General features: G+C 62.2%; 11 protein-coding genes. 6 read left to right on the top strand and 5 right to left on the bottom strand.

Features of this window, described 5'->3' with window-relative positions; genetic code table 11:
* The first annotated feature begins 239 nt into the window (after positions 1-239).
* The 3 genes from ACX80C_RS11540 to ACX80C_RS11530 all read left to right on the top strand — a co-directional run bounded on the left by ACX80C_RS11540 (position 240) and on the right by ACX80C_RS11530 (position 3,427).
* Positions 240-1,412, top strand: a complete 1,173-nt coding sequence (locus ACX80C_RS11540) for an ROK family protein (protein ID WP_459326614.1) — start codon at positions 240-242, stop codon at positions 1,410-1,412.
* Between the two features lie 37 nt (positions 1,413-1,449).
* Positions 1,450-1,875 carry a hypothetical protein gene (locus tag ACX80C_RS11535; protein ID WP_459326613.1) on the top strand — a complete coding sequence of 142 codons (426 nt, stop codon included), beginning with the start codon at positions 1,450-1,452 and terminating at the stop codon, positions 1,873-1,875.
* A 1,072-nt stretch (positions 1,876-2,947) separates the two neighbouring features.
* Entirely contained in the window at positions 2,948-3,427 is a 480-nt protein-coding gene (locus ACX80C_RS11530) for a DUF2975 domain-containing protein (RefSeq protein ID WP_459326612.1), read from the top strand.
* A gap of 92 nt (positions 3,428-3,519) precedes the next feature.
* Here the strand turns inward: ACX80C_RS11530 and ACX80C_RS11525 are convergent, their stop codons facing one another.
* The 3 genes from ACX80C_RS11525 to ACX80C_RS11515 form a co-directional block, all read right to left on the bottom strand.
* On the bottom strand, positions 3,520-3,879 hold the full coding sequence (locus ACX80C_RS11525; RefSeq protein ID WP_459326611.1) for a hypothetical protein: 360 nt from the start codon (positions 3,877-3,879) through the stop codon (positions 3,520-3,522).
* Positions 3,880-4,349: 470 nt separating this feature from the next.
* Entirely contained in the window at positions 4,350-6,035 is a 1,686-nt protein-coding gene (locus tag ACX80C_RS11520; protein WP_459326610.1) for a thiamine pyrophosphate-binding protein, read from the bottom strand.
* Positions 6,036-6,151: 116 nt separating this feature from the next.
* On the bottom strand, positions 6,152-6,757 hold the full coding sequence (locus ACX80C_RS11515; protein ID WP_459326609.1) for an SGNH/GDSL hydrolase family protein: 606 nt from the start codon (positions 6,755-6,757) through the stop codon (positions 6,152-6,154).
* Positions 6,758-6,807: 50 nt separating this feature from the next.
* Here ACX80C_RS11515 and ACX80C_RS11510 point away from each other — a divergent pair, with 50 nt between their 5' ends.
* Positions 6,808-8,565 (top strand): class I mannose-6-phosphate isomerase, encoded by a 1,758-nt coding sequence (locus tag ACX80C_RS11510; protein ID WP_459326608.1) that lies wholly within the window; start codon positions 6,808-6,810, stop codon positions 8,563-8,565.
* Between the two features lie 7 nt (positions 8,566-8,572).
* Here the strand turns inward: ACX80C_RS11510 and ACX80C_RS11505 are convergent, their stop codons facing one another.
* On the bottom strand, positions 8,573-9,484 hold the full coding sequence (locus ACX80C_RS11505; RefSeq protein WP_459326607.1) for an ROK family protein: 912 nt from the start codon (positions 9,482-9,484) through the stop codon (positions 8,573-8,575).
* A gap of 92 nt (positions 9,485-9,576) precedes the next feature.
* Here ACX80C_RS11505 and ACX80C_RS11500 point away from each other — a divergent pair, with 92 nt between their 5' ends.
* The gene (locus ACX80C_RS11500) at positions 9,577-10,584 is read left to right on the top strand and encodes a LacI family DNA-binding transcriptional regulator (RefSeq protein ID WP_459326606.1); all 1,008 of its coding nucleotides are present in this window, start codon (positions 9,577-9,579) and stop codon (positions 10,582-10,584) included.
* 149 nt (positions 10,585-10,733) lie between these two features.
* Here the strand turns inward: ACX80C_RS11500 and ACX80C_RS11495 are convergent, their stop codons facing one another.
* On the bottom strand, positions 10,734-11,399 hold the full coding sequence (locus ACX80C_RS11495; protein ID WP_459326605.1) for a ThuA domain-containing protein: 666 nt from the start codon (positions 11,397-11,399) through the stop codon (positions 10,734-10,736).
* A 150-nt stretch (positions 11,400-11,549) separates the two neighbouring features.
* On the opposite strand from ACX80C_RS11495, the gene ACX80C_RS11490 reads away from it, so the two are divergent.
* The gene (locus ACX80C_RS11490; RefSeq protein ID WP_459326604.1) at positions 11,550-15,272 is read left to right on the top strand and encodes an Ig-like domain-containing protein; all 3,723 of its coding nucleotides are present in this window, start codon (positions 11,550-11,552) and stop codon (positions 15,270-15,272) included.
* Positions 15,273-15,296: the final 24 nt, after the last annotated feature.

Here is a 15,296-nt window from a genome sequence, read left to right as displayed (position 1 = left end):
CGCCGCCGTCCCGGTTGAGGCGCCTTTCGCTGTGCGGACGTTCTCGCGTCGAAGTCAGCTCGGGGTCCGCGATCTGCTCCCGGTCACCAAACTTATGCTGAAACATTAGCCGGATGTTAGTTAGCTGTCGAGCAGTAGTGTGCAAATCGTTATTCTTAAGACGAACCGATACCAAGCATTTATGTGTTCACATCGATGTAGTCGGGATACTCTTTAGATCGCCACAGAGGAGTTCAATAATGACGGCTGGACCGGGAGAGGTGTTCGACCTCATTCGTTACGGTCGTGCCCGCACCCGTGGTGATCTCCAGGAGGTCACCGGGTTGTCGCGCATGACCGTCGCCCAGCGGGTGGATGCGCTCCTCGCCGCAGCCCTGATCCGCGAAGCGGGCACTGATCGTCCCTCAGGCGGACGCCGGCCTACCCGGCTCGAGTTCAACATCGAGCACTCGATCGTTGTGGCCGCCACGGTGGACACAACGCACTCGCACATCGCGTTGACGGACCTTGCGGGGCGGATCATCGACGACGACAGCATCGACCTTGCCGTCATTGACGGGCCCGAGAAGGTGCTGCACGGTATCGCCGAATCGATCGAGAGCCTGCTGGAGCGCAGCGATACACCGCCATCGCGGGTTTCCGGTATCGGCATCTCCATTCCCGGGCCGGTGGATCCACGGACCTCGCGTCCGTCCCAGCCGCCCATCATGCCCGGCTGGGACGCGTATCCCATTGCGGAATACCTGCGCGATGCGCTTCCCGTCTCCGTTCCGGTGCTGGTGGAAAACGATGCCAATGCGATGGCGCTGGGCGAACACAGTCTGGGCTTCACGGACTGTTCATCCCTCGCGCTGGTCAAGATCTCAACCGGCATTGGCACGGGCATTGTGATCAATGGCCGTGTTTACCAGGGGATCGACGGGGGTGCCGGGGATATTGGCCACGTCCGCCTGGGTGACCACCCCGACGTCGTCTGCCAGTGTGGTGCCCGCGGTTGCCTTGCAGCCGTGGCGAGTGGGCGCGCTATCGCGCAGAAGCTTACCGAACTCGGTATCGAAGCATCATCTGGCCGTGATGTCGGGGAGCTGCTCGCGAAGGGAAACGTCGAGGCAATGCGGCTGACTCATGAGGCGGGCCGCCGGATCGGCGAAGTGATGGCGACGGTGGTGTGCCTCATCAATCCCGGCGTGCTTCTCATCGGCGGGGCGCTGGCATCTTCATCGTTGCTGAGCGGTGTGCGTGAGACGCTCTACCCCATGTCACTCCCGCGTGCCACGCGCAACCTCGACGTGCGGCTGGCGACCATGGGGGACAAAGCGGGCATCATTGGGATGACACGGATGGTGGTCGACGAGGTGTTCGCGAGCAAAGCGATCAACGCCCGGCTGAATGAACCGGAGCCGGTGGGATAGAAGCTTAAAGCGCATGTACTTGAAGTACATGGTGTACGTGAGCTCAACCTATGAGAACCGCACCTATGGTTTTGCAGATGCGCGTAAGTCCTTGAAGTCGATCCTTGATGCGAGCGACCGGGGTGGATTATCGATCGTTCAGCGAGGAGACAGCTCACCCTCGGTGGTGAACACCTCGCTTCTCAAAGCTTTCCTCATGAAGAACACTCCCGGGAATGTCCAGGTAGTGAATGAAGATGGCGCGTGGGCGATGTTCATTCCTGGCCTACCGCTGGCGGCCGAGGAGTCCACTGTGGATGAAGCAATGCATGATCTGATTGATGCGTTTCGCGAGTACGCCGAGGATTGGGAGGACCACCTCCGGCTGGCTCCCAATCATAAGGACAATTGGGCCGTGGTACAGATTGTTGATTCGTCGACGGATGGCGAACTGGCTGCTTGGCAAAATGGAACTGCGAAGTGAGTCAGAAGAACCCCACGGGCACTCGAGATGAGCACGAGAAGTTCTGTAAGACTGAGCAGTGGCACCCCGTAATGAACGCAAAAGGCCAGAAGGTGCGCCATCATGCCACCTACGAGCTTGTCTTGCACGATGGAACGGTTCTTCGGAGACGCATATCTGATCGTGTCAACTCGAAGGGGGACCACCGTGACGGCTTGAACGGTACCCACCTCTAGCGTGAACAGGTGCTTCTGTGTCGGTCTCATCGATCATCGGCGACCTTGAAGGCACGGTCGTCATTCAGCCGACTCTGACTACGTAAAGGATGAGAAGCGCTTCCATTCACTCGATTAAGGTTGCATTACGTTCTACTTGGCGATCTTCTCGCGGTAACAGTGGTCGCCATAGACTCGTCGGTCTAATCCCCCGTTGGGGCGGGATAGATTGGAGTAGATAGATGAGCAAGCACATCAGGAGGACTGCTGCAACGATGGCGTTTGTAGCTGCCCTCACCGGCATGAGTACGCTTTCGGCATCAGCATCGGAAAATGAGACCCAGTACTGACAACGTAGTCGTAGACGGTCGGACATTCGGTCCCGAGGATGGGATGCGGGTTGTAGAGGAATCGTTTGAGCTCGACGAATCTGCTAACGATGAGCGTGTAGGACGGGTTTGGGAAACCACCCCTTCTGAGGGTGAGATAGGTGCTCAAACATACTGGGGAGCGAGCTACGCATTTTCTGAGCACCCGACGGATTTCACCTACTAGGGCTACGCGCACGCCGCTGGGAACGTCTACAACGGAGAACGAATTATTCAAGTGTGCATGTGGTTCACGCAAGGGACCAGAGCCCAGATGCCAACCTGTTCGTCGGCGACATCCAACGGCAGTTATTGGAGCCCAGGCATCAAGGAGTTTACGGCTTTTGCAGACTCACTCGATCCCAACGCACCAGTAACCATCTTCAATATCCGGACCACTCGGATCGATCCTGGCGTTGTGTGATATGCGCGATACGTTGAGGCCTCGGCTAGCCGCACGAGCACCAGATGCGGCTAGCCGAGATCTCCAGCGATAAGTAGGGGGTACGTATGCAACGTAGGACTGCGCTTGCACTCACTGGCTTAGTTCTGATCTTGCTGCTTACTTCAGTAGTGGTTGAAGTGTATGTTCTCCCTCGAGAAATCCAGGAAGCGGTCGCTAACTTTCCGGAAGTTAGATCTTTGGCAATCCCTGGCCTTGTCTGGGGAGTCAGCGCGATCTCATGTTGGCAAATAATTGCCTTGATGACGTTGCGGTTGATTTCTCTTACTCGCGCACGAGACTTCCGAGAATCCGCCTACAAGTGGGTACTTGCGATCGTTGGTGTCCTGCTCTTCTATGTTGCATTGGTCGTTGTCGCCACGGTGGTATTGCTCTCCATGGGGTACTCGACCCCAGCATTGCTCGTGCCCGTTTGTTTCGGCACTCTGGCCTTCATCGCTGCAATTGCTCTGATTGTATCTCCGGCCACAAATCATGCCCGAATAGTGGGGAGAAGTAGTAGTTCATCTTCTTCACCTAAAGTCTGAACAACGGGCTACTGGCATCAGCGATGCGCCGAACCTTCTTGCCCATGCAAACGAATGGCCCCAGCAAACTGGGGCCATTCGATCACGATAGCTTAGACATTTGGAAGCACCCTTGCTGTCATCGGTGAATCGATGAGACCATCCGGGCCCACAAGAGTGGCCACGCGGCTTCCAAAAACGGTCTCTGCAACGGACATGAAGTCGAGGGTGCCCGCCCGGCAGGGAACCTTCTCGCCATCGATCTCCAATGTGGAATCGCGCAACTTGATGGCTGCAGCGCGGCGTCCGAACTTCTCCAACCGCTCGGGTAGGTCCCGTGCAGTCTTTCCCGAGGGAAGAATTTGACTGTCGCATGCAGTTACTAGGTGCTGGTAGAGAGCCGTCCCAGGGCCAACGATGTGCCGAACAACATCCCCATTCACAAAGGTCTTGATCGAAACCCGTACGCCCATGTCGCTGCGGAAAGAATCGACATAAGAGACCTCAACGGTGGGGTGGGCTCAAGTGAAACTGCGGTTAGTCCACTGGTGAGTCGTCGCGAGAGTGAGGTGGGCTCAAGTCAGGCTGCGAAAGTGGTCTCCAATCAAACTCCCATAATCACATCTCGCGTCCGGTAGATAGAACCACTTACGGATCCTCCCTCTGGGGGGCAATATTGAAGGATCAGCTGAGAGTCACTCCTGATGAATTCTGGATCTGTGTGAACGAAGGGGTCCTGCCGGATCGGGGTGCACCGGCGGTGCCGGCCGAGGCGTTGCCGCTGGAACTCGTCCATCTCCTGACGAAGACGGCCGGTCTTTCCGAAAGCAAGGTTGCCTCGCTGACAAAGGAAGAGGCCGTGAGGATCATGAATGACCACTGGGCTTCCGCTCCACCACAACCAGATCAGCCTTAGCTGAAGTCGCCCGCTATCTGTCAGCGCTCACTTCTTGATCGCCACGGACTCCGCCATGAACTCCGCGACGACCTGCTGGGAGATGGCTACATCGAGGACGAACACGCCGTCGTCGTCGGATGCCAGCCACTCGGAAAGTGCCGTGAGGTCCGCGAGGGTGCGCGCCTTGGTGCCTTTGGCGCCCAGAGCCCGGCCGACGGCGGAGAAGTCCACCTCATCGATGAGCATCGCCTGATTGTGCAAGCCTTTGGCCGCGTACTGGTGCAGTTCCGCGCCGTAGGCAGAGTCGTTCAGCACGATCAGTACGCCTCTGCGGGTAGCGCGGAGAAAGGTTTCGAAGTCAGCCAGACCCATGAGGCCGCCGCCGTCGCCGCTGAACAGCACGGTGGTGCGTTCGGGCCGTGCCACGGACACACCGGACGCGGAGCCGAAGCCGAGACCGATGGACTGGAAAGCTGTTCCGACCAGGATCATGGCGTGGGGATCGGGGACGGAAAGGTACATCGGCGCCCAGCCGATGAAGTGTCCGCCGTCCATGACCACCGAGCGTTCGGTCGGAAGGATGTCCTCAAGGGCAGCGACCACAGCTCGGGGATTCAGGCGCCCGTCAGGGGCGAACTCGACGGGATCCTCGATGGGGTGGGAGGAACGGAATTCCTCGCCGGCGACCTCGGGCACGCTGTTTCGCCAGGTGGTGGTGGCAGGCTCGACGCGCTCCAGCAGTCCTTCGAGGAACGGGCGGATGTCGGAGCGGATGTAGTCGACAACGATGGGGTGCTTCTCATCGGGCTCGTTGTCCACCCGGATGATCCGCGTTTCGGGCGGGAACAGCGTTCCGTAGCGCGTCTGGAAGATGTTCATACTGGCTCCGACCACCAGCACGACGTCGGCCTTCCGCGCCACTTCGAGACGGTGGCGGCGGGTGAATCCGCCGGCCACCCCCAGGTCCCATTCGCTGTCGAATGCGTTGATCGCCATCACGGAGGTCATGAAGAGGGCACCCAGACGGTCGCCGATCTCTCGTAGGGGAGCGGCACTGTCGGCAAGGACGACGCCTCGCCCTGCGATCACTATCGGCCGCTCCGCTGAAGCGAGCACGCTGGCCACGCGGTCCAGGTCTTGCGTTTCGGGAGGCCATACGGCCTTGGCGGGCAGTGGTTCGAGCGGCTCGGAGTCGGTGAGCGGTGCGGTGGCGAGGTCGTAGGGGATGGCGACGATGACGGGCTGCACCGTCTGCAGCGCAAGGTCGAATGCGCGGTGGGTGATCTCGGCCGCGTTGCCCGGTTCGGCAACGAGGGTCTTCACGCTAACGGCTTCGGCAGCTTTTACTTGATCGATGTCGAAGTTTCGTGGTCCACTGGCCGGTGCATCGCCGACGATGAGGACCAGCGGGATTCGCGCGATACGTGCCTCGGCGAGCGTTGTGTAGGCGTTCGTGAACCCGGCACCATACGTGGTGGTTGCTGCGGCGACTCCACCTGTTGCACGGTGGTAGGCGTCCGCCATCGCGACGGTGGCAGATTCATGCCGGGGGGAGGTGAACCCGAACCCGCGCCGCGTAAGCCGGCTGATGAAATGCGCGTTGCCGTTGCCCATGAGCCCGAACAGATGGCCGGCCCGGTCAGCCACTACGTCAGCTACGGCTGCCGAAACGTGACCCTCGTCGGGGAGCCTGGGGGTTTCAGTGGCGGATTCTCCGCGGGCGCTCGTCATAGGTGGTGGCACTCCTTCGTGTTGTTCCGTAGCGCCTGCAGATGGTCGACACGGGTTCTCCATGGTGGCGATTTCCCTTGTGAGCATTTGTGAGTTTCAGGCCGACGCCTATGAGTTTAGGTGAGTTTTGTGAGTTTGATTGACCTCGGTCTACCCTGCACATCCCGCACCACCGCCCGCGCCAGGCTTGCGTGGCCGGCGTCGTTCGGATGCACTGTGTCTACATCGAGCATGGTCTCCGGATCCCAATCGTCTGCTTCCGCCAACGCCACGCGCGAGTACTCCGCCGCTGCACGGCGCAGCACGCCGTTGAACTGGTCGATGAGCTGGTTCGAGCCTCGGTTATGCGGCTCGTAGAGGCTGAAGTCCAAGAGATACGGCTGCATCACGGCGACAACCAGTGCGCTCGGTGAGGCCCATCGGAAGGCCGTGAGGATTCGTCGCACTGAGACTGCGTACGGCTGGGCCGACGACGGCGACTCCCCGCCAAGCCGCACATCGTTCAGCCCGGTCATCAGCACGTACAGCGATGCCGGTGGCGGTGGCGTTGCGGCCATGAGCGCGGCGGTTCCGGTGCTGTTACTGCCTCCGACGCCGCGATTGTCCAGTTCCAGGCCCAACTCAGCTGCAACCCGGGAGGCAAAGCACGACGACGGCGAGGACGCACCGTCGCCATCGACCCACGAGTGCCCGTAGGCCACCATCTTCCTTTTGGAACTCACACTGGTAACGTTATCAAAGAACGTTCCCAAGCAAAGGAAGGCGATTCCGCGTGACCAGCACCTACGAGAAGTTTCCCCGCATTCCCGTGCCCGGCGAGCACACAGTCTGGACCGGGGCAGAAGCCTGGCAGGAAGTTGCGCGCCGAGGACCGGGGGCGATCGTCGTCGACACCTACCCCGGCACGCCGCTGGACGAGCTGGAAGCCTTCCTTGGCGAAACGCTTCCCGGCCACACAGTCCTCAACGTCGAGGAACTCGCCGCGAGGCCCATCGGGGACATTGACCAACTCATCGCCGCGAACCTCACTGACGACCGCGTCTTTGGTGTCCTGAGCCACCACACGCTTACGGATTTCTATGAACCGGAGAAGCTGGCGGAACTCGCAACCCGGGTGTCGTCGTCGGACGTTCCCGTGGTCCTGATCGGCTGGGGTGCGGCACTGGTACCGCTGACCAAAAGGACGCTGGTGCTCGCTGATCTCGCACGCTGGGAGCTTCAGCAGCGGCAGCGTGCGGGCGCACCGAACTGGCGCTGCGACAACGGTAGCGAGGACAACCTTCGCAAGTACAAGCGGAGCTTCTTCGTCGAATGGAGGGTGGCCGACCGGCACAAGCGGGAACTCTTCCCCAGGCTGGACTACGTCCTGGATGCCAACAGCAGTGTCCGCGAGGGCAAACTCATCACCGGCGAAACGTTCCATCAGGGCATGGCCGCGGCGGTGGCAGCGCCGTTCCGGGTGGTCCCGTTTTTCGACCCCGGGGTGTGGGGCGGGCAGTGGATGAAGGAGGTCTGCGGGCTGGATCCCGAAGCCGAGAACTACGCGTGGTGCTTCGACTGCGTGCCGGAGGAGAACAGCATCCTGCTCGATGTCGGAGGTAACGCCGTCGAACTGCCGGCCCTCGACGTTGTACTTTCCCAGCCGCGCGAACTACTCGGCGCCCTTACGCACGCCCGGTTTGGAGCGGAATTCCCCATCCGGTTCGACTTCCTCGACACCATGGGCGGCGGCAACCTCTCACTGCAGGTCCACCCCTTGACGGAGTACATCCAGGACCGCTTCGGCATGCATTACACCCAGGATGAGAGCTACTACCTGCTCGACTGCGACGACGACGCCGTGGTCTACCTCGGCCTCAAGACCGGAACGGACCCGGATGCCATGCTTGCGGCATTGAAAACAGCGTCCGACGGCGGGGCCTCCTTCCCGGCCGAAGAGTACGTCAACGAGTTCCCGGCGAAGAAGCACGACCACTTCTCCATCCCGGCAGGTACAGTGCACTGCTCCGGGGCGAACTCGATGGTGCTGGAAATTTCGGCTACCCCGTACATCTTCACCTTCAAGATGTGGGACTGGGACAGGGTGGGCCTCGACGGTCGTCCGCGTCCCATTCACGTGGATCACGCGAGCCGCAATATTCAGTGGGACCGCAATACCGAGTGGGCGCGTGAGCAGCTGCTGGACCAGGTGGAGGAACTTGCATCCGGGCCGGGTTGGACAGAGGAGCGGACCGGGCTGCACGAGCTGGAGTTCCTGGAGGTCCGGCGGCACTGGTTCACCGACGTCGTTCACCATTCCACCAACGGGACAGTGAACGTCCTGAACCTGGTGGAGGGGGCGGAGGCTGTTGTCGAGAGTCCGAGCGGTGCGTTCGCGCCGTTCGCCGTCCGGTACGCGGAAACGTTCATCATTCCCGCGGCTGTGGGTGCGTACACGATCCGTCCCGCGGGCCGTGGGTCCGGTCAGCGGCTCGGGACCGTGAAGGCGTACGTTCGCGGGACCGAGACGGGGATCGGGGTTGCGTCCTAGCGCTGGCTCACGTGCGGGCCTGCACCAGCGCCCAGCGGGCAGCCCCGACCAGGCAGGCTTCCTCGAAGCGCTCCGACCGTGTTATCGGCAGTTGCCCGAGCTGCGGTTTGGTCTCGGCAAGCCCCTTGCGGACAGGCGGGTACACGATGTCCCATGATCCCGCCATCGATCCGCCGATGATGAGGGACTCAGCACCGAACTCGTGCAGGCTGGGTGCGATCGCGGAGCCGAGTGCCGTGAAGGTGCTCTCGAGTACTCGGGCGGCCACCGCGTCGCCCCGTCGGGATGCGTCGGCGATCTCGTGGACGTCGAGGTGAGGGTTCCCGGACGCTTCCGCGTATTGCCTGCGGATCGCGCGCCTCGAAACGGTTTCCTCGAGCGGCCGGCCGTTCCACGTGAGGAGGTGGCATTCACCGTGCGGAGGAACGCCGGCGCCTGTCGTCACGGGGGAGCCGTCGACGAGGAACGTCGATCCCACGCCGGTGCCAAGGGTGATGCAGACAAGGCGGCTCACTGCAGCGCCGCTCAGGGCATGTTCGCCGATCCCGAACGCGTCGGCGTCGTTCAGGAAAGTGAACCCCGACGCAACAGAGCCAAGCCGCTCGGTCAGGCACGCACGGACATCGATGCCGTTGAGGGTGTCGAATTTGCCCACGTTCTCGTAGCGGGCAACGCCGGTCGCGTAGTCGAACGGCCCCGGCACAGCGACGCCCCACTGTCTGTTGTGTTCGGTGCCGAGGGAGCGCGCGGCGTCGGCAACAATGTCGAGGATGGCTGCGGCAGAGGCATGCGCGTCCAACGGCAACCGACGCACGCTGTCCGCGCGAACCGACCACCCGCCGTCGTACGTTTCCACCAGCGCAGCGGTGACGTGTGTCCCGCCGACCTCCAATACCGGGGTGGTCAGCGCGGGTGTCATACGGCGTCCTTCGTCTTCGTACTCGGCAAACGCGGATCAGCGGGCCGGTTGATAGCGTTCAAGTGCAAGTCCAACCCTGAAAAGAATTCCAGATGATGCCACCACGCACCAATGTGACCGCCACCCCTACGGTTCGCGACGTCGCAGCCCTCGCCGGGGTCAGTCCGATGACGGTGTCGCGAACCATGTCCGGTGGCCAGCATGTGCGTCCCGAGGTGCAGGAGCGGGTTCGGAAAGCCGCGGACCGCCTCGGGTACCGCCCCAACCAGAGCGCCCGGAACACCCGGTTGCGCAGGCCGACTGGGCTCATCGGCGTGGCGGTGACGAATGTCGGGAATCCCTATTACGGGCAGTTCGCACTGGGCATTGAGGACGTTGCGGCGGCTCATGAAAGGCACATCCTGATTGGGAACACCCGCGAGGATCCGCACCGTGAGGCACAACTCCTGGACGATTTCGCGGGCCGTCAGGTCGAGGGACTGATCGTGGTACCGGCCGGAAACGGGGCGGCCACGCTGCCGTCGTCGGCGCCGTTTGTGCTCGCCACCCGAGAAGTCGAGGGCGTGCATGCCGACACAGTGCTGGTCGACGACGTCGGCGGCGCCTCAGCGGGGACGGCGTCGCTGGTCGCGGACGGGCACACCCGCATTGCTTTCCTGGGCGATGTGTCCGGCATTCCAACAGCACGACGCCGGTTCGAGGGCTTCACGCGGACGCTCGACTCGCAGGGGCTTGAGTTCGCCCCGTCGCTTCTCATGCCGGTGCGCGACACTCACTCGGCCTTCGATGCGGTTGCCCGGCTGCTCGGTCAGCACAACCCGCCCACAGCCTTGTTCTCCACCAACAACCGGACAACTGTTGGAGCTCTGCGGGCGATCTGTGATTACCGGCGTCGCTATCCGGCGGGCACTGTGCCAGCGGTCGCCGGGTTCGACGACGTCGAGCTCGCCGATCTGCTCGGCATCCCGCTCACCGTCATGTCCCATGATCCGCGTGCACTCGGTGCTCAGGCAGCCCGGATGCTGTTCGAGCGGCTCAGCGGCGAGGCGCCGGACGAGCCCCGCTCCGCTTCCATGCCCGTGACGGTGCGGCAGTTCTGAGCCGTTCGTCCACTGCCATCCCATTTCGTGCAGGTTTGCGAGCGTCGATCAGGTGAGAGGTCTGTGCTGTAAGGGTCCGCGAGGTACAAAGCTGGGTACACAAGGGGCAGGCCTGCACGGAATCGCGCGGTTCGCCGTCTTTTTCCGGCTCAGGCCAGCAGCCAGTCCAGCGCTCTGCGAAGCAGTTCCCGGTGGTCGGGGGAGGAGTACGACGCCGCGTCATGCCCCAGCGCGTCGTAGAAGCTGCGTGCCACCCCGGTTTCTACAGCCCGCTCCAGCGACCACATCAGCGGATGCAGGTGGTTTTCGTGTTCGTGGCGGGCGTGAACGACGACGTTGGGGGAGGTCCGCAGCCAGCTGTAGCGTTCGTCGTCGACCGTGAAATCGGGCACGCCGACGGGGAAGGAACCCTCCAGCTGAATGTGGGCGGGACCGTACTCAGGGTGCATGGACACATCCCGCACCCACCGTCCGCCGAGCGCTTCCTCCCAGAACTCGGAGTCCGTGAAACTCGTGGAGCTGGAGTGCAGTGCAAGCAGCGGGCGTCCGCCGCTGACCCATGCGTCCAGTCCGGAGGCGGCGTCCGTGCCGGGGGAGGCGCCGCCGTCGCGCGGTAGGCCCACGTTGACCACCAGCAGGTCCGGCCAGGCGGAAGGTTCCTGGAGGCGCGCGAGGGCGGCGTCGACGTCGTCGGCTGTTTTGACCGTGATGCCGTGATCCTCCAGCAGTCCTTTGACGGCGGCGGAGGTTTCGGCGAAGGGGTGCCAGGGGTCGGAGTATCGGCCGGCGCCGCTAAGGAGGAGGGCTGTAGTCATCCGTTGAATCTACCAAGTCCACTATTTTCGCCTTCGAGGGGGCATTTTAGTCACGCACCATTGTCATATCGGGGGTGCAGTGCAAGGGTCAAATAGTAAGCGCGCGTCGGGGCGTGCTTCGAGTCTCATGGGGAACGGGGAGTACAGGACATGATCGGAAAAGTCTCGCACGGTGGAGTGCCGAATGCAGGCCGTCACACTGGGGGTTTTGTAGCGGCATTCACGGCGGTTCTCGCCCTGCTGGGCGGGCTCCTTGCAGGGGTTACCACAGCCGCGCCGGCGTACGCGGCAGATCCCGTCCGCCCGACTACGCTGGTCGTGACCTCCGATCCCAACGTTACGGCGGTGGAGCGGGATGTAGCCGTCGCCAAAGCGCAGTTGGAGTTTGACCGTCTAGCTGCATACTGGGAGGACATCAGCAACGGTGCCGTCCAGTTCGAGCTCGAACGCGAGATCGTATGGGTGCCGGACATCGGCAAGTGCGATTCGACCAGTGCTGAGCGCGGCCAGGTTTACACGGCAGCGCGCGCTGCGACTGGCTATGTGGGTGGCACACAGCGTCACTTCATCGTGAATGTGGGTAACTGCACGGACTTCGGAGGGTGGGGAGGCGGCGGTAGCCTCACCTCCGGAGGAGAACTGTACATTGAGGACCCCAAGTGGCAGGGGGTGTGGACCCACGAAATGGGGCACACCTTGGGGTTTGGTCACGCCAATATGCTGGCCTGCTCTGACGGATCGGTCGACGCAGCCATCGGCTCCGAACCCGGCGCTGACCCGGATTGCCGCAGCATCGGGTACGGAGACACCGTGGACACGATGGCAACAAGTCGACAGACCGTCCTGAAGGGATTCTCAGCGCCGAACGCAATCAGAAGCGGCTTCTATGACACCAGCGAGTACGTTCTCGCCAGCGGCAGCGCTTTCGATCAAACCATTACGATCGACTCCCGTGATACTGAGGACGCGCCGATCGCGGTCCGGATTGTAGATCCGCGCAGTGAACGGATCTACTTCGTCGAAAAGGTAATCAGCGCGGAGTATGACATCGGAGTGTACTCGGGGAACGGCGACCTTGACACCTACGACGGCGTGAACTATCGCAAGAACTACGGCGTACGCGTTATGAGGTTCGACGGCTCCAGCTCAACCCTACTCATTCCCGCGCCGCTGAATGCTTCGGGTGAACGTCCCACGACATGGATTCCAGAGCAGACGTTCACTTCGGCCGGCGGGGGCGTCATCGTCGAGTTCGTTGAGGAGACTGCCAACACCGCGACACTACGCGTGCGGACCGTCGGGCAGCCGGTGCCTGTGCCCGCGGTTGACGCTGCTACCACTGCGGTAAATGAGTCGGTGGAGATCGATGTCCTGGGCAATGACGCACCCGTGTCGGAAGACTCGCTGGATAGGACCAGTGTGGTGTTTCCTGCCGAGGGTCAGCCCGGCGAGGTTTCTGCCGAGGGTCGGACGCTGACTGTTCCCAACGAGGGTGTCTATACTGCCGATCCTGCCAGCGGAGCGGTTACTTTCGTTCCGGTTCATGCGTTCACCGGTCCGGCGAGTCCGGTCTCTTACCAGGTGACGGACGCCAATGGAGAGAGTGCGACGTCGACAATTACGGTGACCGTGGTCCAGGCACTACCGACTGCGGTTGATGATCATGGTTCAACGCAGTTTGAGACCGCCGTAGGTGTTGATGTGCTCGCCAACGACGATCCTCCGACCGAGGGTGCTCTGGATACAACGAGTGTGCTTTTCACTGCTGAGGGTCAGCCGGGCGGCGTAACACCGGCCGAGGGTGGCCGTTCGCTGGAGGTTCCCGGACAGGGCGCCTATGTGATTGATCCGGCGTCCGGGTTGGTTACGTTCACTCCGGCAGCCGACTACTCGGGTAACACGGATGCTGTCACCTATCAGGTCAGTAGTGTGAACGGTGGTCCGGACACGGCGGTGCTTGACGTGGAAGTCGGCGAGGACACTATGGCGCCGGTGGCGGCACCCGATATTCAGACGACGCCGTTCCAGGCGCCTATCGAGATCAATGTTGCTGAGAACGATCATGCCGTGGATCCACGCACCCTGGATCTGGGGAGCGTGGTCTTCCCGGATTCTGCTGAGGTTGATCAGAAGACGTTGGATACCCCCGAGGGCACCTACGCGGTCACCGGTGACGGTTTCGTCACCTTTACGCCTGCTGAAGGATTCTCGGGTCAAGCCCTTGCTACTTATCAGATTTCCGATAGCGCGGGTGTGGTCGCGACCGCTGAGATCCGGGTGACGGTCGGTGTAGCCCCGCAAGCCCCGGAGGCCGCCGATGACACGGACACCACTCCGTTCCGCACCGCAATTCCGGTCGATGTCCTGGCCAATGACGGTCAGGGAAACACCCTTGACCGGACTAGCGTGCTCTTCACTGAAGATGGACAGCCTAACGACGCCATCCCCGGTGGCGACGGACGCAGCCTTGAGGTGCCGGGCCAGGGCACCTATGTGGTCAACCCTGAGACGGGAAAGATCACTTTCACGCCTGCGGAGTTGTTCGTCGGAACGGCGGAACCGGTGACCTACCAGGTCAGTGGCAGCAACGGGCTGACCGACACCGCCACTCTGACCGTGACGGTACCCGAGCCACCCGCACCCGAGGCGATCGAGGACTTCGCGATTACCGTCGTCGATCGGATGGTTGATGTTCACATACTCGAGAACGACACTTCGCCCGTGGCGTTGCTTGGTGAGAGCCTGGTGTTTGCTGACACAGGGCAGCCGACCAACGCGGAGATCAGCGTAGATGGCCTGACGATGACTGTGCCCGGTGAAGGCTTCTACCAAATTCACACCAACGCGGAGGACGGTGGAGTGGACTTCACACCCGCACCGGGATTCATGGAAACCACCACCCCGGTTGCCTATGAAGTGACCGATGAGCTCGGGCGTACCGCGACCGGGCTCATCACCGTGGATGTGCAGCGCGCGCCCGCGGTGGGAGTGAACGATGTCTTCACGTCGATTCAGGGCAGTGAGTTCACCGTCGATCCCTTGGCCAACGACACTCCCTCGACCGGCGCGATCTTCGACCGCGATTCGCTGTCCCTGCTTGTGGACGACGGTCAGGATGACCAGGTGAGCACGCTCGCCCTTCAGCCGGTCACCACGGTCACCGTCCCTGGTCAGGGAACGTGGAGCGTTACTGATGACAGTCTGGTGTCCTTCGTGCCGGAGCCGGAATTCCGCGGCACAACCGACCCGGTCATGTATCAGGCGTTCGACTCTGCCGGTGACGTGGTGGTGGCAGACCTCATTGCAGAGGTTGTGGGGCCGCCGGCCGAGGCGGTCGATGACCAGGCGACTACGTTCGAGGGCGTCGAAGTCAGTGTCGAAGTGCTCGCCAATGACCGGCCGTCTCCAAATGAGGAATGGCAGACTGCATCGTTGGCGTTCGGGGCTGACCAGCCCGAGGGTGCTGAACTCGCTGACGGAGCCCTCACTGTGCCTGGTCAGGGCAGCTACACGATCGATTCCGGCGTCGTGATCTTCACGCCGACGGAGACCTTCATCGGCACGACGGCGCCGGTGGCCTACGAGGTGACCGATACGTTCGGTGAAGTCCGGTCAGCGAATGTCACCGTTGTGGTCAGTGAGCTGCCAGTGGTCAACCCGCCGGATCCGGAGCCCGAGCCCGAGCCCGAGCCTGATCCGGACCCGAGTCCTGACCCAGGTGCGGGTCCTGATCCGGCCCCAGGTCCCGGCGGTCCCGGGGACAGTAACGGGGATGGTTTGCCGGACACCGGGGGGTCCTCGATTTCAATTGCCGGGCTGGCTCTACTGCTTCTGCTGGCTGGTATTGCGCTGATGGTCCGCCGTAGGCACTGACCCGCGGAGCCTTATCCGCGTCGT

The organism is Arthrobacter tecti (assembly GCF_054511355.1).
Note: the sequence above shows the minus strand (reverse complement) of the source record. Positions and strands in the feature narration are given on the sequence as shown.